Origin of the sequence: Pseudomonas sp. URMO17WK12:I12 (assembly GCF_000514395.1) — a bacterium.
Lineage (GTDB): Bacteria > Pseudomonadota > Gammaproteobacteria > Pseudomonadales > Pseudomonadaceae > Aquipseudomonas > Aquipseudomonas mucoides.
The window spans coordinates 140,363-158,482 of the sequence record NZ_AZVV01000015.1 but is presented as its reverse complement, the minus strand read 5'-3'; the positions used below and the strand labels follow the sequence as shown (position 1 = coordinate 158,482).

Below are 18,120 nucleotides of genomic sequence, written 5' to 3'. Positions count from 1 at the left end.
TGAAGCGTCCGGGCCTCAGGGCTGTCAGTAGGTTCAGATGCGGATTTCAGCCGCAGGCTTGACGTCGATGCGCGCCACCGAACCGGTCAGGTGCGCCAGGTCCTTGTTGTACTCGGCGATGATGTCTTCGGCAGTCAGGTTACCGTTGTCGAAGGTGGAGTGCGCGTCCGCTGCCAGCTCCACGTCGTAGCCCAGTTTCAGTGCCTGACGCACGGTCGCGTTGATGCAGTAGTCGGTTTGCAAACCGCAGATGATCAGGCGCTCGAACTCCTCTCTCGGCAGCAGCTTTCCCAGGTGAGTCTGGTAGAAGGAGTCCGGGGTTGTCTTGCGTACGAACTTATCCTCGGGGTCAGTCACAAGTCCTTCGGCCAGTTGCCAGCCAGCCGCGTCATGCACGAGCGGCCCGCTCTCGTCTTCGTGCTGGATGAACACGACCGGCACCCCGGCGATCCGGGCCCGAATGCTCAAGTGGTTGATGTTCTCGATAACGCGATTGATCTCAAAGCACTCGTACTCGCCAGAGCACAGCGCCTTCTGGACGTCGATGATTAACAGTGCAGTGGCCATGATTCATTCCTTGAACAATCAATGGATCAGGGGACGAAAATAGATCCGTCCCCTTTCAAACACAACCGCTAGTAGCCGAGTGACAACCCGGTGTTGCGACGTGGGTCGTTGGCGCCGTAGAAGCGGTTTTTGCCGACCGGTTTACCTTCCAGCGAAGGTGCGCCGACGAGGATCGCCGCGACGTGGTTGGCATCCTGTGGCCCGGCAAACTTATGCCCCCAGCTTTCGAGGATCTTCACCGTGTCCGGGCTGGTGGTGAAGGTCTCGAGGTTGGTCTCTTCCGGCAGCCATTGCTGGTGGAAACGCGGGGCGTCCACCGCTTCCTGGATGTTCATGCCGTAGTCGATCACGTTGAGCATGGTCAGCAAGGTGGCGGTGATGATGCGGCTGCCGCCGGGGGTGCCGACGACCATCACGACCTTGCCGTCCTTGGTGACGATGGTCGGGCTCATGGACGACAGCGGCGCCTTGCCGGGGGCGATGGCGTTGGCCTCCCCTTGCACCAGGCCGTACATGTTCGGCACGCCGATTTTCGAGGTGAAGTCGTCCATTTCGTCGTTGAGGATGACCCCGGTTTTGCTGGCCATGACGCCGGCACCGAACCAGTCGTTGAGGGTGTACGTCATCGACACCGCGTTGCCCCATTTGTCGACGATGGAGAAGTGCGTGGTGTTGCTGCCCTCATGCGGCGCTACGCCGGGTTTGATCTCGCGGGACACGCCGGCCTTCTGCGGCTGGATCGCGGCACGCAGTTTGGTGGCGTAGTTTTTGTCCAGCAAATGCGCGATTGGATTTTTCACGAAATCCGGGTCGCCGAGGTAGCTGTTGCGGTCCACATACGCATGGCGCATCGCTTCGATCTGATAGTGCATACCTTGGGCCGAGTGGTAGCCCAGGTCTTTCATCGGGTAACCGTCGAGGATGTTCAGGATCTCGCAAATCACTACCCCGCCGGAGCTTGGTGGCGGTGCCGAGACCACGTGGTAGCCACGGTAATCGCACTCGATAGGCGCCAGTTCGCGGGTTTTATATTTGTCGAGGTCGGCCTGGGTGATGATGCCTTTGTTGGCCTGACTGGAGGTGACGATGGCGTCGGCGACCCAGCCTTTATAGAAACCGTCGGCGCCCTTCTCGGAAATTTCCCGCAGGGTTTTGGCCAGGTCCTTCTGCACCAGTTTTTGCCCGACTTGCATCGGCTCGCCGTTGCTCAGGAAGATCGAGCCGGAGTCCTTCATGTCTTTCTTGAACACGTCGGTGGCGTAGTCAAGCAAATCGACATCGCCCTGCTCCAGGGCAAACCCGTCTTCGGCCAGTTTGATCGCCGGGGCGATCACTTCCTTGCGCGGCTTGGTGCCGTACTTGCTCAGGGCCAGTTCCATACCGGACACCGTGCCCGGCACACCGACAGCCAGGTGGCCACGGGTACTGAGGTCGGGGACGACATTGCCTTCTTTGTCGAGGTACATGTTAGCGGTGGCGGCCAGCGGGGCTTTTTCACGGAAATCGAGGAAGGTCTTGCGCCCGTCCGCCAGCTGAATGGTCATGAAACCGCCGCCACCGAGGTTGCCCGCTGCGGGATACACCACCGCCAGCGCATACGCCACCGCGACGCCGGCATCCACGGCATTGCCGCCGTTCTTGAGCACATCAACGCCCACCTGGGAGGCCAGATGCTGGGCCGTGACCACCATGCCGTTTTCGGCCGCGACGGGGGCCACAGAGGCGGCGTGGGCAGTCAGGCAGCTAAGCGCCAATGAGGTCGCGATGAGCGATTTGGCAAAAGGTTCGTACTTCATGAGTCGGTCTCTTTTTGTTTTTAGGGTCTGAAAAAAGCAGAGAAAACGTTTCAAGAGCAGAAGGCAGTATGGCTCGGATTACACATTGCGCCTCCCCGTCGAGGCAGTATGCTGAGGCTCTGTTCAGCCCTTCTGCGGAGTCCGCCAGCATGACTTACACCTTCACCACCCTGGCGTCTCCGGTCGGCGAACTGAAGCTGGTGGCGAAAGAGGCAAGACTGGCGGCCATCCTCTGGGAAAACGACAAGCCGAACCGGGTGCGGCTGGGCCCGATGCACGAAGCGCCGGACAACCCGATCCTGGTGCGCGCCGTTCAGCAGTTGCAGGAATACTTTGCCGGCACCCGAAACTCGTTCGATCTGGAACTGGATTTTGCCGGCACGGATTTTCAGAAGAAGGTGTGGCAAGCCCTGCTGACCATCCCGTTCGGCGAGACGCGCAGCTACAGCCAGATCGCCGAGCAAATCGGCAACCCGAGCGCGGTTCGGGCGGTGGGCGCGGCGAATGGCAAAAACCCGATCTCGATTGTTGCACCCTGCCATCGGGTGATCGGCGCCTCGGGCAAGCTCACCGGATTTGCCGGTGGGCTGGAGACGAAAGAGCGGTTGCTGACGCTTGAAGGGTGCGAGTGGTCAGGCGCCAGCAGAACGGGCGACCTGTTCTGACTGACCGGAACACCTGTAGCAGCTGCCGAGCCTGCGAGGCTGCGTTCGGCGGCAAAGCCGTCGTAATCCGAGCGCACTCGGTCTAGCTGATGCACCGCGCTTCCCACATCCACGGCTGCGGCCCGCATCAGACGCAGCCTCGCAGGCTCGTCAGCGGCTACAGGGAAAGCGTCGCTCAGGTGAAAATGTTCTTCATCGCCGCGTATTGCAGCAGCATGATGGTCTTGGCGTCGCAGATTTCCCCGCGATAAAACGCTTCAAGCGCCTCGTCGAAGGCCCACTCCAGCACCTCCAGCTCTTCGGTCTCTTCCTCCAGCCCACCGCCCTCGCTGACTTTCGACGTGGCGTCGTACTCGGCAATAAAGAAGTGCAGCTTTTCAGTGACCGAGCCGGGGCTCATGTACGACTCGAAGATCTTTTGTACGTGGTGCACGCGGTAACCGGTTTCTTCCTCGGCTTCGGCGCGGATGCGTTCTTCCGGCGCAGCACCTTCGAGCAACCCGGCGGCCACTTCAATCAGCAAGCCGTCATGGCCGTTGACGAACACCGGCAAGCGGAACTGGCGCGTCAGCACGACAGTACGCTTCTCGCGGTTGAACAACAGAATCGCCGCGCCGTTGCCCCGGTCGTAGACCTCGCGGGTCTGACGTTGCCAGTCGCCGCTGTTGCGCTGATAGTCGAAGGTAATTTTTTTCAGCAGGTACCAGTCGTGGGACAACACCTGGGATTCGATAATGTTGACCCGTTCGGCTGTGTTCGCCATGGCACCGCATCCTTTTTCGTGAGAAGCGCCCATGGTAGGCGAAAACGCAAAAGCCCTGCATCTCCCTGACACCTAATACGGGACCTTGTAGCAGCCGGACGCAGGCTTCGCCAGCTGCTACAGGGTTGGGGTGTTTCTCAGGTTCAGGACAGCTGCGCTTTGTATTCTTTTTCATACTGGCCGGCGAGGGTTTCTTTCTGTTTGTCATCGAGCAGTTTGCCGGCCATCTGGAAGAACTTCTGCTCTTCCTCTTTCAGGTGGTGATGAACCTTCTCGGCCAACTTCTTCGCGGTCGCCAGCCAGGCAGGGCTGGACATCTCGGTCGCGTCCAGTTCCTCCATCATTTCGTCCATTTCGTGGTGTTCGGCGATGGCGTGGCGGCTCAGGTCGACGCCGTTGTCGAACTCCATCAGCGGAATATAGAAATGCCGCTCCTCGGCGGTTTCGTGGGCCTGGAGTTCGGACTTGAGTTGTTTGTAAGCCTCGACCCGCTCAGGGGTGTCGCCACTGGTATTGATCAGCGCATCGGCATAACCGCGTTGGCGCTCGTGGCTTTCACGCAAGGCTTCGAAAATATTCACGGGGTGTCCTCATTGGCCGCGTTCTGAAGTGACGCTGTTTAGGCTAGACCTCCGCGCGACGGCGACGGTTCCACAATTACCGCGAGCACGCTAGGCTGGCGGATCATTGCCAAAAGGATGTCGCTCATGACCCTGCGAATCGAACAGTCGCAAAACCCCACGGACGCAGAACGTGAGGCGATCCTCATACCGCTGCGCGCCTACAACACCGCGCAGGCTGGCCCCGGCAATCCGCAACCGCTGGCGTTGCTGGTGCGCGACGACAACGGAGAGATTCTCGGCGGGTTGTATGGCCGGTTCTTTTACCAGTGGTTGTTTATCGAGTTGCTGTCGGTGCCTGAACAGGCTCGGGGACAGGGTTTGGGCTCGAAACTGATGCAGATGGCCGAAGACCTGGCGCAGGAAAAGGAATGCGTGGGGATCTGGCTGGACACCTTCGACTTTCAGGCGCCGGAGTTTTACAAACGGCTCGGTTACAGCGAGCTAGGCCAGATTGCCGACTACCCGCCGGGCCACAAACGCCACTTCTTCCAGAAACGCCTGATCAACTGATCAAAACACAAACCTCCTACAGGGGGTACTGCGTCAGCTCTGATTCAGAGACAAGTCGCCAACGCCGCCAAACGGCGCTTGGCAACAAAATCGTCATGCTGCGCGTAGTAACTGATCACGGTGCCGGACGCATCGGTGGTCACGTCGATAAAGGATTCCGCCGACCGCGTGTAAACCGTCGAACCGCCCTTTTTACCCGGCTGCAAATACGCGCCGGCGTCCACGCCGAACACCGCCTCGTCCTGCCAGGAAAACTGCACGCACTGGGCCACGACCATTTCCGGCTTGTTCGAGTTCAGGGTTTTGTACGGGGCCTTGGTGCGAGCATCGTCCATCACCGAGCCCGCGCATCCCGCCAGCAACGTTACGGCCAGCGCCACCATCAGAATTCGCATTACGTTCGCTCATCAATAAAAAGCGGACTGTATCACCGTGGCGCGGCGTTTCGTTCTGCTTTACTGCATTTATACCGCGACACCGCGTAACGATTCGCGCACCCTGTCGCGCCATAAACACCGCCTTTTTCTGGAACCCCCATGACACCCAACGCCGAATTCTACAAACCAACCCCTGAATACGCCGACAAGCTGATCAGCCAGATTGGCCAGACACCGTCCTGGATTGCCAAGCGCATTGGCGTCACCGACAAGCGCATCCGTTACATCCTCGACGGCGAACGCACCGTCAAAGGCGAGACCACGCCGATCAAGATGACCTACACCGAGCAGTTCGCCCTCGAATGCCTGGCCGCTGCGGCCAAGGCCAGCAAGAAACAATCTTCGTAACCCGTTATCAAGGAGAGACCATGGCGGCAACCGAACAGCAACACGAGCAGGCGCTGAAGAAGTTTCTCGATGAGCACCCGCAACTGCGCCACGAACTCGACAACCTCAACCCGCTGCTGGCCCAGGCCAAGGGTGAGACCGCGGCGCAGTACCGCGACGAGCGATTGCACGAAGCCTTCGAAGCCGAGGCCGAGCGTCAGGGACTGTTCGCCTGGGAGCTGACGCTGCTGTTGACGGCCGCCACACCACAGGACTACGAAGCCCATCGCCGGGAAGTGCACAAGGAAGTCGCAGAGATGGCCGGCATGAATTGGCTGGACTATTGCGAGTTATACGGGATAGAACCGTAACCCCTGCACAAGGATGCCCGCTCCGATGCTGCCTTCCGCCTCCTCAACCCACGCCAGCCCCGGCCACCTGCACACGCAAAAGTGGCGCGGGCGCATCGGCATGACGCTGGTGGCCATGCTCTCGGTCCTCGCCGGCATGACCGATGCCATCGGCTTTATGGCCAGTGGCGATTTCGTCTCGTTCATGAGCGGCAACACCACGCGGCTCGCCGTGGCCATCAGCGACGGTGATCTGGGGCTGACCGGGCGTTTGCTACTGCTCGTGGCCACGTTCATCGTCGGCAACGCCTTGGGCATTGTCGTCAGCCGCCTCGGCAGACGACGGGCGCTGCCCTTGATGCTGACCGTCGCCGTGCTGCTCTGCGCGGCCGCTACCTGGCCCTACGACGAACAATTGCCCGCGCTGCTGGCGGCGATCATCGCCATGGGCATGCTCAATGCCGCCGTTGAGGAAGTGAACGGCCTGCCGGTCGGCCTGACCTATGTCACCGGCGCCCTGTCGCGTTTCGGACGCGGATTGGGGCGCTGGATGCTCGGCGAACGGCGCAATGGCTGGCGCGTGCAATTGATCCCCTGGACCGGGATGTTCGTCGGGGCTGTTCTTGGGGCGGTGCTGGAACAGCATCTGGGGCTTCAGGCCTTGTTCGCCAGCGGATTGCTGGCGGGGGTGCTGGGGGTGGTGTCGTTGAAAGTTCCGCGGCGGTGGCAGTTGGGGTATATGCCGCGCTGAGTTTTGTATGACCGTGCGGGCCTCATCGCGAGCAAGCTCGCTCCCACAGGTTACGTGGTGAAGCTGCAATCTCGAACATTACACAACCCCCTGTGGGAGCGAGCTTGCTCGCGATGAGGCCCGCCCAGACAACATCGATTTAGCCCCCTCAGCGATAAAGCTTTATCATGGCCGCAGTTTCGCTGATCGAGTCCGTCATGAAGTTCGCCATCGCGCTGTTTTCCGCCGCCCATGCGCCCTCCTCGCGCCGCGCCCTGTTGTTTGCCCAGGCTGCGCTGGCCGGTGGGCATGAGATTGTCCGGCTGTTTTTCTATCAGGACGGCGTTTATAACGCGTCCGGCAGCGTGGTCACCCCGCAAGACGAGCTGGACCTGCCCAAGCAATGGCGCGCGTTTGTCAACGAGCATCAACTGGACGGCGTGGTGTGTATCGCCGCCGCCCTGCGCCGTGGCGTGTTGAATGAGGAAGAAGCCGGGCGTTATCAGCGCGACGCGGTTGCCGTGGGCGCGCCGTGGGAATTGTCCGGCCTCGGCCAGTTGCACGACGCGGTGCAGGACGCTGACCGCTTGATCTGTTTCGGAGGCGCGTGAGATGCCTAAATCCTTGCTGATTATCAGCCGTCAGGCGCCATGGTCCGGGCCAAATGCGCGCGAAGCGCTGGACATCGTGTTGGCTGGCGGCGCCTTCGACCTGCCGATCGGCCTGCTGTTTCTCGATGACGGCGTGTTTCAGCTCGCCGCGAAACAGGACGCCAAGGCGCTGCAACAAAAAGACCTGAGCGCCAACCTGCAAGCCTTGCCGATGTTTGGTGTCGAGGAGTTGTTCGTCTGCGCTGCCAGTGCCGCAGAACGTGGGCTGGACCCATCCAGTTTCTCGCTGGAAGAAGCCCAGGCACTGACCGCCCACGACATCACCGCCCTTATTGACCGTTACGACCAGGTGATCACCCTCTGATGTCGACTTTGCATGTGTTGTCTCATTCCCCGTTCGGCGACGATCGCCTGAGCAGTTGCCTGCGCGTGATCGGCGCCAACGATGCGCTGCTGCTGAGCGGTGACGCGGTGTATGCCCTGCAACCCGGTACCGCCCCGTTCAGCGCGCTGAAGACTCGCGGCCTGACACTGTTTGTACTGGCCGAAGACGTTCAAGCCCGGTCCATTGAGACGCCAGACTGGGCCAAGGCCATCGATTACCCGGCCTTCGTCGATCTGTCGATTCACTACGACAAGGTCAACAGTTGGCTATGAATTCCCTGACAGTCGGCGCTCGCGCCATCGAGTTGGACAAGGACGGTTTCCTGGTCGAACTGAGCGACTGGTCCGCTGACGTCGCCAGCGCCCTCGCTGCGGCCGAAGACATCGAGTTGAGCCCCGAGCATTGGGAGATCCTTGAACTGCTGCGCCGTTTCTACGACGAATTCCAGCTGTCGCCGGCCACCCGCCCGTTGATCAAGTACACCGCGTTGAAGCTCGGCCCGGAAAAAGGCAACAGCCTGCACCTGAACCGACTGTTCAAAGGCACCCCTGCCAAACTCGCCGCGAAGCTGGCGGGCCTGCCCAAACCGACGAATTGCTTATGACCGACTTCCCAGCGTTGACCCTCGAAACACCCGCCGAGCATCCGTTCGCCCAGTTCGTGCGAATCCTCGGCAAAGGCAAACGCGGCGCCCGCGACCTGACGCGTGAAGAAGCCCGCGAAGCCATGGGCATGGTGCTCGACGACAAGGTCGAAGACACCCAGCTCGGCGCGTTTCTGATGCTGCTGCGACACAAGGAAGAAAGCGCCGAGGAAATGGCCGGTTTCACCGAAGCCTTGCGCGAACGTTTGCAGGCGCCCGCCTTGAATGTTGATCTCGACTGGCCGACCTATGCCGGCAAGAAACGTCATCTGCCGTGGTACCTGCTCGCGGCCAAGTGCCTGGCGCAGAACGGCGTGCGTATTTTCATGCACGGCGCCGGCGCGCACACGGCCGGGCGTCTGTACAGCGAACAACTGCTGGAAGGACTCGGCATTGCGCTGTGCCGCAACTGGCAACAGGTGGGTGCGGCACTGGATAACGGTGGCCTGGCGTTCATGCCGCTGGTGGATTGGGCGCCGCAACTGCAGCGCATGATCGACCTGCGCAACACCTTGGGCCTGCGCTCGCCGATCCATTCCCTGACACGCATCCTCAATCCGTTGGGCGCCCGTTGCGGCCTGCAAAGTATTTTCCACCCCGGCTATCAGGCGGTGCACCGCGATGCCAGCGGCTTGTTGGGCGACACAGCGATTGTGGTGAAGGGCGACGGCGGCGAGATCGAGATCAACCCGGACGCCGACAGTCACTTGTATGGCACCACCGGCGGTGAAAGCTGGGACGAAGAGTGGCCGCAACTGTCGGCCCAGCGTCACGTCAAACCCGCCGCCCTCGACCCTGAACATATGAAGGCCGTATGGCGCGGCGATGTGGTCGACAGCTACCCGCAAATGGCCCTGATTTCGACCATGGCCCTGGCGTTGCGCGGACTCGGTCAATCCCGTGATCAGGCGTTCGAAACGGCCCAGCAGTATTGGGATGCTCGAGACAGATCGATTTAACCGATCATAACTGCCCAACCTTTGCGCTATTTGTTCGAACTGATGGGCATAGACTCCTCTCCAACGATTTATCGGTTTGAGGAGTCTTGATCATGGGTTTATTAGTCGAAGGCCGCTGGCAAGACCAGTGGTACGAAAGCGGCAAGGACGGCGCGTTCCAGCGCGAACAGGCGCAACGCCGCAACTGGGTCACCACCGACGGCAAGCCGGGCCTGACCGGTGTCGGTGGCTTTGCCGCCGAAGCCGGCCGCTATCACCTCTACGTGTCCCTCGCCTGTCCGTGGGCTCACCGCACGCTGATCCTGCGCAAACTCAAAGGCCTCGAAAACCTGATCGACGTATCGGTGGTCAGTTGGCTGATGCTGGAAAACGGCTGGACCTTCGACCAGCGCCTGGGCTCTACCGGCGACAAACTCGATCATCTCGACTTCATGCACCAGCGTTACACCGCCGACACCGCCAACTACACTGGCCGCGTCACGGTGCCGGTGCTGTGGGACAAACAACAGAACCGCATCGTCAACAATGAATCGGCGGAGATCATCCGCATGTTCAACAGCGCATTCGATGACCTGACCGGCAATGACCTGGATTTCTACCCTGAGCCACTGCGCGGTGAAATCGATGCGTTGAATGAGCGGATTTACCCGGCGGTGAACAACGGCGTGTACCGCGCCGGGTTTGCGACCTCGCAGCACGCTTATGAAGAAGCGTTTGATGGTTTGTTTGAAGTACTGGATCGGCTGGAGCAGCTGTTAGGCGCCAATCGTTACCTGACCGGCGAATACCTGACCGAAGCGGATATTCGGCTGTTCACCACGCTGATTCGTTTTGACGCGGTGTACCACGGGCACTTCAAGTGCAACCTGCGGCGGATTGCCGATTATCCGAACCTGTCGAACTGGTTGCGTGAGATTTACCAGTGGCCGGGGATTGCCGAGACGGTGAGTTTTGAGCACATCAAGCATCACTACTACGGCAGCCACAAGACCATCAACCCGACCGGGATTGTGCCGAAAGGGCCGGCACAGGACTTTACCGTGGCGCATGATCGGGCGCGGTTGAGCGGAAAAGGGGTTTGGCGCAAGGCCTGAGGTTTTGTGCAGGATTTGAAGGCCCCATCGCGAGCAAGCTCGGTTCCTACAACGACACAAATCACTGTAGGAGCCGGGCTTGCCCGCGATGGAGGCGACTCGGTCTCTAGACTTGCGCCTGAGCCCCTTCGAACCACGCCAGTTTCTCGCGCAGTTGCACCACTTCCCCAACAATCACCAACGTCGGCGCATGCACTTCATGCTCCGCGACCAACCGTGGCAGGTCCGCCAACGTGCCGGTAAACACCCGCTGATTGACCGTAGTGCCCTGCTGAATCAACGCCGCCGGGGTATCCGCACCGCGACCGTGCTTGATCAACTGCTCGCAGATAACCGGCAAGCCCACCAGGCCCATGTAGAACACCAGCGTCTGCGCCGGCGCGACGAGGTCGGCCCACGGCAGATCGGTGGAACCGTCCTTCAAATGCCCGGTGACAAACCGTACGGACTGGGCGTAATCGCGATGGGTCAGCGGAATCCCGGCGTACGCCGCGCAACCGCTGGCCGCCGTGATACCCGGCACCACCTGGAACGGGATGCCATGGGCCGCCAGCTCTTCGATCTCTTCACCGCCGCGACCGAAGATAAACGGATCACCGCCCTTCAACCGCACCACGCGCTTGCCAGCCTTGGCCAGATCGACCAGTTGCTGGTTGATCTGATCCTGCGGCACGGCGTGATCGGCGCGGCGCTTGCCGACGTAAACGCGCTCGGCATCACGACGGCACAATTCCAGAATCGCCGGGGCCACCAAGCGGTCATACAACACCACGTCAGCTTGCTGCATCAGCCGCAAGGCACGGAACGTCAGCAGGTCGGGATCACCCGGTCCTGCCCCGACCAGGTACACCTCACCGGTGGTGACATCCGCTTCGCCGTCGATTTTCGCCTGCAACAGACGTTCGGCTTCGGCGCCCTGCCCGGCCAGTTGCCGGTCAGCAATCGGGCCTTGGAAGACGTCTTCCCAGAACCCGCGACGCTGCTGCACATCCGGAAACAGACCTTTGACCTGATGGCGGAAACGCGCCGCCAAACCGGCCAGTTGACCGTAGGTAGAAGGAATCCAGGTTTCAATCTTGGCGCGAATCAACCGGGCCAGCACCGGCGCATCGCCGCCACTGGACACCGCAATAATCAGCGGGGAACGATCGACAATCGCCGGAAAGATCACGCTGCACAGGGCCGGTGCGTCAACGACGTTGACCGGCACACACCGCCGATGGGCATCGGCGGACACTTGCGCGTTCAATGGCTCGTCGTCGGTGGCGGCAATGATCAGCCCGCAACCGTCCAGATCCGTTTCGACATAACCCCGTAACAGGCACTCGCCGCCGCTGCCGGCCACCAGTTCGCGCAGTTGCGGTTCGATTTCAGGTGCAACCACCCGCAGCAGCGCACCGGCATCGGCCAGCAGGCGGGATTTGCGCAAGGCAATCTCCCCCCCACCGACAACCAACACACGACTGCCGCGCAGGTTGTGAAACAGCGGCAGATAGTTCATTTAGCCGATGACCTCAAGGCCACCCATGTAAGGCTTCAGCACGTCAGGCACGCGGATCGAACCGTCGGCCTGCTGATAGTTCTCCAGCACCGCCACCAGGGTACGACCGACCGCCAGGCCGGAACCGTTCAGGGTGTGAACCAGTTCAGGCTTGCCGGATTCCGGGTTGCGGAAACGCGCTTGCATGCGACGGGCCTGGAAATCGCCGCAGTTGGAGCACGACGAAATCTCGCGGTACTTGTCCTGGCTCGGAATCCACACTTCCAGGTCGTACGTCTTGACCGCGCTGAAGCCCATGTCGCCGGTGCACAGCGCCAGGGTGCGGTAAGGCAGCTCCAGCAGTTGCAGGACTTTCTCGGCGTTGGCGGTCAGGCTTTCCAGCGCTTCCATCGAGGTCGACGGCTCAACGATCTGGACCATTTCAACTTTGTCGAACTGGTGCTGACGGATCATGCCGCGGGTGTCACGACCCGACGCACCGGCTTCGCTGCGGAAGCACGGGGTGTGGGCCACGAACTTGATCGGCAGCAGTTTCGAATCAACGATTTCGCCAGCGACGATGTTGGTCAGCGACACTTCGGCAGTCGGGATCAGGTACAGATCGGCTTCGCCTTCGCGGGCGATCTTGAACAGGTCTTCTTCGAACTTCGGCAGTTGACCGGTGCCTTGCAGCGCCGGCGCCTGGACCAGATAAGGCGTGTAGGCCTCTTCGTAGCCGTGCTCGGTAACGTGCAGGTTGATCATGAATTGCGCCAGCGCACGGTGCAGACGGGCAATCGGGCCGCGCAGCAGGGCGAAACGCGCGCCGGACAGCTTGGCGGCGGTTTCGAAGTCCAGCCAGCCGAATTTCTCGCCCAGGGCCACGTGGTCCTGAACCGGGAAATCGAACGCGGTCGGGGTGCCCCAGCGACGGACTTCGACATTGCCGTCTTCGTCTTCGCCAATCGGCACCGATTCGTGCGGCAGGTTGGGGATGCCCAGCAGGATCGAATCCAGATCGGTCTGGATCGCGTCCAGCTCGACTTTACCGGCGCTCAATTCGCTGGCCATGCGCTCGACGTCAGCCATCAGTGGCGCGATGTCTTCGCCGCGCTGCTTGGCCTGACCGATGGATTTGGAACGGGCATTACGCTCAGCCTGCAGTGCTTCGGTGCGGGTCTGGACGGTCTTGCGCTGTTCTTCCAGCGCTTCGATGCGCGCAACATCCAGCGTGTAGCCACGGGATGCCAGGCGGTCCGCTACGTCCTGAAGGTTGCTACGTAACAGTTTGGAATCGAGCATGTCGGTTTCTCGTTTATCAAAGTTTGGTCAAGGACAGGCCGGCCCAGGTGGCAAGCAGCCCGCCGAATACGCTGAGCGTCGCATAGCCCAGGGCCAGCGGCACTTGCCCGCTTTCCAGCAGGCGCACCGTATCCAGTGAAAAGGATGAAAAAGTCGTCAGCCCTCCGAGGAAACCGACGATCAACCCGGCACGCACCTCAAGCGGCACCTCCGGACGAATCAAAAAAAGACCGTATAGAGCACCGATCAGCAAACAGCCCACGATATTAACGGCCAGCGTCGCGGTATAGAAGTGCCGCGGCCAATTAGCGTTGATCCAGTTTCCGGTAGCAAAACGTAACAGTGTGCCGGCGACACCGCCGATGGACACCGCGATGACCAATGGAATCACTATTTTCTCCGCTGCCGAGGGCTTAGACGGTCAAGTTGGGCGAGGTGATTGAGTTTCTCACCGATCTTCAATTCCAGGCCACGCGGCACTGGCTGGTAGAACGGCTGCGGTTCGAGTTCTTCCGGGAAGTAGTCTTCGCCCGCGGCGTAGGCATCCGGCTCATCGTGGGCGTAACGGTATTCGTCGCCGTAGCCGAGTTGCTTCATCAATTTGGTCGGGGCATTGCGCAGGTGCAGCGGCACTTCCAGCGAACCGTGCTCGGTGGCGCTGCGCATCGCGGCCTTGAAGCCCATGTACACCGCGTTGCTTTTCGGCGCGCAGGCCAGATAGGTAATGGCCTGGGCCACCGCCAATTCACCTTCGGGGCTGCCGAGGCGCTCCTGCACTTCCCACGCCGCCAGGCACAGGCTCAGGGCGCGCGGGTCGGCATTGCCGATGTCTTCGCTGGCCATGCGCACCACGCGCCGGGCCAGGTACAGCGGATCGCAACCGCCGTCGATCATCCGCGCGAACCAATACAACGCGCCGTCCGGATTGGAGCCGCGCACCGATTTATGCAGCGCGGAAATCTGGTCGTAGAACGCTTCGCCGCCCTTGTCGAAACGCCGACGGGTATCGCCGAGCAGACTTTGCAGGAGATCGACGCCGATCTCGCTGTTGTCTTCGGCCAGGTCCGAGGCGTTTTCCAGCAGATTGAGCAGCCGCCGGCCATCGCCATCGGCGGCGGACAACAGCATCTGGAAGCCTTCATCGCTGAGTGTCAGCTGGCGCTTGCCCAACCCACGCTCTTCGGTCAGCGCGCGATGCACCAGTTTGCGCAGTGCCGCTTCGTCGAGGCTCTTGAGCACATAGACGCGAGCCCGCGAGAGCAAGGCGTTGTTGAGTTCGAACGAGGGGTTTTCGGTGGTCGCGCCGATAAAAATCAGCGTGCCGTCTTCAACGTACGGCAGGAACGCGTCCTGCTGGGACTTGTTGAAGCGGTGAACTTCGTCGACAAACAAGATCGTACGTTTGCCGTACTGCCCGGCCTGTTGCTTGGCGATTTCCACCGCCTGACGGATTTCCTTCACGCCGGCCAGCACCGCCGAGACCGTTTCGAAGTGCGCATCCGAGACTTCCGCCAGCAACCGCGCCAGGGTGGTTTTGCCCACGCCCGGCGGGCCCCAGAAAATCATCGAATGCAGGGCGCCCTGCTCCAGCGCTTCACGCAAAGGCTTGCCGCGAGCGAGCAGGTGTTCCTGACCGACGTACTCGTCCAGATTGGCCGCACGCAGGCGGGCGGCCAAGGGCTGAGCAATCGGGGCGCTGCGAAACAGGTCCATCACGACTTGCGAAACCTCACTACTTGAACACTGCAGGCTCACTCCTACAGGTATTGCGGTTTATTCCTGGATCACGTCCGCCCCTTTAGGGATGTCGAACTTGAACTTGGACGCCGGGATCGGCTCGTTGGCCTTCACACCGGTGAACAGGATATTGGTGCGCTGACCGACGCTGTCGATCAGTTGCATGTCGTTGACCAGACCGTTACGGAACGACAGACGCAGGCTGTCGAACAAGGTGTCTTTGGTTTTCGGCTTCAGGGTGAAGTCGATCACGCCGCCGGCTTCCTTGGCGCTGATGTCGAAGCTCTGGCTGATCTTGGACACATCACCAGACAGCAGCAGCGCCGGGGTCTGGGTCAGACGCATGTCGAGGGTCTTGATAGTGACCTGCTCCAGATCCGGGTCCCACAGGGTGACCTTCTTGCCGTCGGACACCATGGTTTGTTCAGCCGGCGCATTGGTGTGCCAGTAGAACAGACCCGGGCGCTGCAACGACATATCACCAGCGGTTTCCTGCAACTGGGTGCCGCTGCCATCAAGCGTCAGCTGGGAGAAACGTGCGGTCAATGTCTGGGATTTTTCCAGCAATTGGGTCAGGCGCGCCACGTCCTTGTCATCGGCGTGGGCCGAGAGCGTGGTCAAAGCTAGAACCGGCAGCAACAACATGCGGATAAGACGCATGGGAGTCCTCTTGATATTCGTGGGGGGTGCGAGTGGCGCGTCACTGCGCCACCCTGCTTCAAAGCAAATCAGTCGCGTACCGGGCCAGGCGCCAGGACTTCACGCGAACCGTTGGTATTCATGGACGTCACGACCCCGGCCATTTCCATGGCTTCGATCATGCGTGCGGCGCGGTTGTAGCCGATTTTCAGTTTGCGCTGAACGGCCGAGATGGACGCGCGACGGCTTTCCAGGACGAACTGCACCGCTTCGTCGTAGAGCGCATCGGTTTCAGCATCATCGTCGCCACCACCGCCGCCATTCTCAAAGCCGCTGCCGGCTTCTTCGACACCGGCGAGAATTTCGTCGTTGTATTCCGGTGCGCCGCGCAGTTTCCAGGCTTCCACCACGCGGTGAACCTCGTCATCGGACACGAACGCGCCGTGTACACGAATCGGCAGACTGGTGCCCGGTGGCATGTAGAGCATGTCACCGTGACCCAGCAATTGTTCGGCACCGCCCTGGTCGATGATGGTCCGGGAGTCGATCTTGCTTGACACCTGGAACGCCATACGCGTCGGGATGTTGGCCTTGATCAGACCGGTGATCACGTCCACCGACGGACGCTGGGTCGCCAGGATCAAGTGAATACCGGCAGCACGGGCCTTCTGGGCGATACGGGCGATCAGTTCTTCAACCTTCTTGCCGACGATCATCATCATGTCGGCAAATTCGTCGACGACCACGACGATGGTCGGCAGCTTGGTCAGCAGCGGCGCTTCGTCGTGAATGCTTTCGCGCTTGTACAACGGGTCGGTCAGCGGCGTGCCGGCGTCCTGGGCTTCCTTGACCTTGGCGTTGAAGCCGGACAGGTTTCGTACGCCCATCTTCGCCATCAGTTTATAGCGCCGCTCCATCTCCGCCACGCTCCAGCGCAGGGCGTTGGCCGCGTCCTTCATGTCGGTCACGACCGGGCACAGCAAGTGCGGGATGCCTTCGTAGATCGACAGCTCAAGCATTTTCGGGTCGATCATGATCAGTTTGGCGTCTTCAGGGCCGGACTTGAACAGGATCGACAGGATCATCGCGTTCACGCCCACCGACTTACCGGAACCGGTCGTACCGGCCACCAGCAAGTGCGGCATTTTCGCCAGGTCAGTGATGACCGGCTTGCCGCCGATGTCGTGACCGAGGGCCAGGGTGACCGGCGACTTGAAGTTGTCGTACTCAGGAGTCGACAGCACTTCGGAGAACCGCACGATCTGGCGGTCCTCGTTGGGGATCTCGATACCGACGGTGGTCTTGCCGGGAATCACTTCAACCACACGCACACTGGTCACGGCCAGGGAACGTGCCAGGTCTTTCGCCAGGTTGGCGATACGGCTGACTTTCACGCCTGCCGCCGGTTGAATTTCGTAACGGGTAATCACCGGGCCCGGGTGGATCGAATCCACCGAGACTTCGACGCCGAATTCCTTGAGCTTGATTTCCAGCAAATGGCCAACCGCAGCCAGGGATTCGGGCGAGTAATTGAGTTGTTTCTTTTCCGCAGGGTCGAGGATCGAGATCGGCGGCAAGGTGCCTTCCACGGCGCTGTCGACGAACAACGGTGCCTGCTTCTCTTTCTCCACACGCTTGCTCGGTGCAGCGGGTTTCGGCGGCGCTGGCGCAATGACCGGCGGTACCTGCTTCTCGCGCTCGGACATGTGCTTGCTCAGGGCCTGTTCGCGTTCGATCAGGCGTTCCTTGACCTTGGCCTGCTCGCGCTTGTCGGTGACGGTCGGTGCGACCACGTCATGCACGCGATCATCGACTTCACGCAGTTGCGCCACCAGTTGCTTGCGTTCGGTACGGGCTGCCCACCAGCGATTGGCCGCGCCCTGGAACAGTTCGAACAGGTCGAGGGTGATCTTGCCGGTGACGTCCATCACCTTGAACCATGACAGGTCGGTGAACACCGTCAGGCCAAACAGGAACAGCGCGATGAACAGCAGCGTGCTGCCCTGGATATTCAGCGCGTTCTTCGCCAGGTCGCCAAGGCTTTCGCCTAAAGCGCCGCCAGCACCCGCCGGAAGGCCGGTGGCGGCGTGGAAATGGATGTGCGCCAGGGCGGCGCCAGACAGCACCAGAAACACCAGGCCGATCAGGCGCCAGGAGAACAGCCAGCCGCTCCACTGCCACGGCTCGTGGCGCTGACGGAAGATCTGATAGACCTTGACCGCGAGCAGCAACGGGAAGATATAGGCGAAGTAACCCAGCACCATGAACAGGATGTCAGCGCTGTAGGAACCGGCGGGACCGCCGAAGTTCTGCACGTCATCAATCTTGCTGTTGTGACTCCAGCCCGGATCGTCCTTGCCGTAAGTCAGCAAGGCCATCATCAGGAACAGGCACAAGGCGCCAATGGCGATCAATGCACCTTCCTTGAGCCGGTAGTGCAAATGCTGGCGCCAGAGCGGAACGACTGTTTTGGGTGCTGCGGTGGATTTCTTCAAAACGCTT

The 18,120-nt window shown here is 60.8% G+C and carries 22 protein-coding genes; 11 read left to right on the top strand and 11 right to left on the bottom strand.

Features of this window, described 5'->3' with window-relative positions:
- Positions 1–33: 33 nt before the first annotated feature.
- Both D882_RS0121580 and ggt read right to left on the bottom strand, forming a co-directional pair.
- Positions 34–567, bottom strand: a complete 534-nt coding sequence (locus tag D882_RS0121580) for a cysteine hydrolase family protein (protein ID WP_027925152.1) — start codon at positions 565–567, stop codon at positions 34–36.
- 68 nt (positions 568–635) lie between these two features.
- Positions 636–2,363: a gamma-glutamyltransferase gene (gene ggt, locus D882_RS0121575; protein WP_027925151.1), complete on the bottom strand. Its 1,728-nt coding sequence runs from the start codon at positions 2,361–2,363 to the stop codon at positions 636–638.
- Positions 2,364–2,512: 149 nt separating this feature from the next.
- Here ggt and D882_RS0121570 point away from each other — a divergent pair, with 149 nt between their 5' ends.
- A complete protein-coding gene (locus tag D882_RS0121570; RefSeq protein WP_027925150.1) occupies positions 2,513–3,028 on the top strand; it encodes a methylated-DNA--[protein]-cysteine S-methyltransferase in 516 nt (171 codons plus the stop codon).
- A gap of 175 nt (positions 3,029–3,203) precedes the next feature.
- Here the strand turns inward: D882_RS0121570 and D882_RS0121565 are convergent, their stop codons facing one another.
- Entirely contained in the window at positions 3,204–3,791 is a 588-nt protein-coding gene (locus D882_RS0121565; protein ID WP_027925149.1) for an NUDIX domain-containing protein, read from the bottom strand.
- A 143-nt stretch (positions 3,792–3,934) separates the two neighbouring features.
- Positions 3,935–4,372: a hemerythrin domain-containing protein gene (locus D882_RS0121560; RefSeq protein ID WP_027925148.1), complete on the bottom strand. Its 438-nt coding sequence runs from the start codon at positions 4,370–4,372 to the stop codon at positions 3,935–3,937.
- Positions 4,373–4,498: 126 nt separating this feature from the next.
- Between D882_RS0121560 and D882_RS0121555 the strand changes: the two genes are divergently transcribed.
- Positions 4,499–4,924: a GNAT family N-acetyltransferase gene (locus D882_RS0121555; protein WP_027925147.1), complete on the top strand. Its 426-nt coding sequence runs from the start codon at positions 4,499–4,501 to the stop codon at positions 4,922–4,924.
- 44 nt (positions 4,925–4,968) lie between these two features.
- Here D882_RS0121555 and D882_RS0121550 read toward each other — a convergent pair whose 3' ends face one another.
- Positions 4,969–5,319 (bottom strand): hypothetical protein, encoded by a 351-nt coding sequence (locus D882_RS0121550; protein ID WP_027925146.1) that lies wholly within the window; start codon positions 5,317–5,319, stop codon positions 4,969–4,971.
- A 141-nt stretch (positions 5,320–5,460) separates the two neighbouring features.
- On the opposite strand from D882_RS0121550, the gene D882_RS0121545 reads away from it, so the two are divergent.
- The 9 genes from D882_RS0121545 (at position 5,461) to D882_RS0121505 (ending at position 10,460) form a co-directional block, all read left to right on the top strand.
- Positions 5,461–5,709 (top strand): hypothetical protein, encoded by a 249-nt coding sequence (locus tag D882_RS0121545; protein ID WP_027925145.1) that lies wholly within the window; start codon positions 5,461–5,463, stop codon positions 5,707–5,709.
- 20 nt (positions 5,710–5,729) lie between these two features.
- Positions 5,730–6,059: a DUF6388 family protein gene (locus D882_RS0121540; RefSeq protein WP_027925144.1), complete on the top strand. Its 330-nt coding sequence runs from the start codon at positions 5,730–5,732 to the stop codon at positions 6,057–6,059.
- 25 nt (positions 6,060–6,084) lie between these two features.
- Positions 6,085–6,789, top strand: coding sequence for a YoaK family protein (locus tag D882_RS0121535; protein WP_027925143.1), 705 nt, complete (start codon positions 6,085–6,087; stop codon positions 6,787–6,789).
- A 197-nt stretch (positions 6,790–6,986) separates the two neighbouring features.
- A complete protein-coding gene (gene tusD, locus D882_RS0121530; RefSeq protein ID WP_027925142.1) occupies positions 6,987–7,379 on the top strand; it encodes a sulfurtransferase complex subunit TusD in 393 nt (130 codons plus the stop codon).
- Position 7,380: 1 nt separating this feature from the next.
- On the top strand, positions 7,381–7,743 hold the full coding sequence (gene tusC / locus D882_RS0121525; protein WP_027925141.1) for a sulfurtransferase complex subunit TusC: 363 nt from the start codon (positions 7,381–7,383) through the stop codon (positions 7,741–7,743).
- Positions 7,743–8,036 (top strand): sulfurtransferase complex subunit TusB, encoded by a 294-nt coding sequence (tusB, locus tag D882_RS0121520; protein ID WP_027925140.1) that lies wholly within the window; start codon positions 7,743–7,745, stop codon positions 8,034–8,036. Before tusC ends, tusB begins: the two co-directional genes overlap by 1 nt.
- The gene (locus D882_RS0121515; RefSeq protein ID WP_027925139.1) at positions 8,033–8,368 is read left to right on the top strand and encodes a TusE/DsrC/DsvC family sulfur relay protein; all 336 of its coding nucleotides are present in this window, start codon (positions 8,033–8,035) and stop codon (positions 8,366–8,368) included. The genes tusB and D882_RS0121515 overlap by 4 nt, the downstream gene beginning before the upstream one ends.
- On the top strand, positions 8,365–9,366 hold the full coding sequence (locus D882_RS0121510) for a glycosyl transferase family protein (protein ID WP_027925138.1): 1,002 nt from the start codon (positions 8,365–8,367) through the stop codon (positions 9,364–9,366). The genes D882_RS0121515 and D882_RS0121510 overlap by 4 nt, the downstream gene beginning before the upstream one ends.
- 92 nt (positions 9,367–9,458) lie before the next feature.
- The gene (locus D882_RS0121505) at positions 9,459–10,460 is read left to right on the top strand and encodes a glutathione S-transferase family protein (RefSeq protein WP_027925137.1); all 1,002 of its coding nucleotides are present in this window, start codon (positions 9,459–9,461) and stop codon (positions 10,458–10,460) included.
- 106 nt (positions 10,461–10,566) lie between these two features.
- Here D882_RS0121505 and cysG read toward each other — a convergent pair whose 3' ends face one another.
- The 6 genes from cysG to D882_RS0121475 form a co-directional block, all read right to left on the bottom strand.
- Complete coding sequence (gene cysG, locus D882_RS0121500) at positions 10,567–11,961, bottom strand: siroheme synthase CysG (protein WP_027925136.1); 1,395 nt, start codon at positions 11,959–11,961, stop codon at positions 10,567–10,569.
- Positions 11,962–13,242 (bottom strand): serine--tRNA ligase, encoded by a 1,281-nt coding sequence (serS, locus tag D882_RS0121495; RefSeq protein WP_027925135.1) that lies wholly within the window; start codon positions 13,240–13,242, stop codon positions 11,962–11,964. It abuts the gene before it with no gap.
- 16 nt (positions 13,243–13,258) lie between these two features.
- The gene (gene crcB, locus D882_RS0121490) at positions 13,259–13,633 is read right to left on the bottom strand and encodes a fluoride efflux transporter CrcB (RefSeq protein ID WP_027925134.1); all 375 of its coding nucleotides are present in this window, start codon (positions 13,631–13,633) and stop codon (positions 13,259–13,261) included.
- Positions 13,633–14,955 (bottom strand): replication-associated recombination protein A, encoded by a 1,323-nt coding sequence (locus D882_RS0121485; RefSeq protein ID WP_027925133.1) that lies wholly within the window; start codon positions 14,953–14,955, stop codon positions 13,633–13,635. The genes crcB and D882_RS0121485 overlap by 1 nt, the downstream gene beginning before the upstream one ends.
- 60 nt (positions 14,956–15,015) lie before the next feature.
- A complete protein-coding gene (gene lolA / locus D882_RS0121480) occupies positions 15,016–15,639 on the bottom strand; it encodes an outer membrane lipoprotein chaperone LolA (protein ID WP_027925132.1) in 624 nt (207 codons plus the stop codon).
- Between the two features lie 68 nt (positions 15,640–15,707).
- Positions 15,708–18,113 carry a DNA translocase FtsK gene (locus tag D882_RS0121475; protein ID WP_027925131.1) on the bottom strand — a complete coding sequence of 802 codons (2,406 nt, stop codon included), beginning with the start codon at positions 18,111–18,113 and terminating at the stop codon, positions 15,708–15,710.
- Positions 18,114–18,120: the final 7 nt, after the last annotated feature.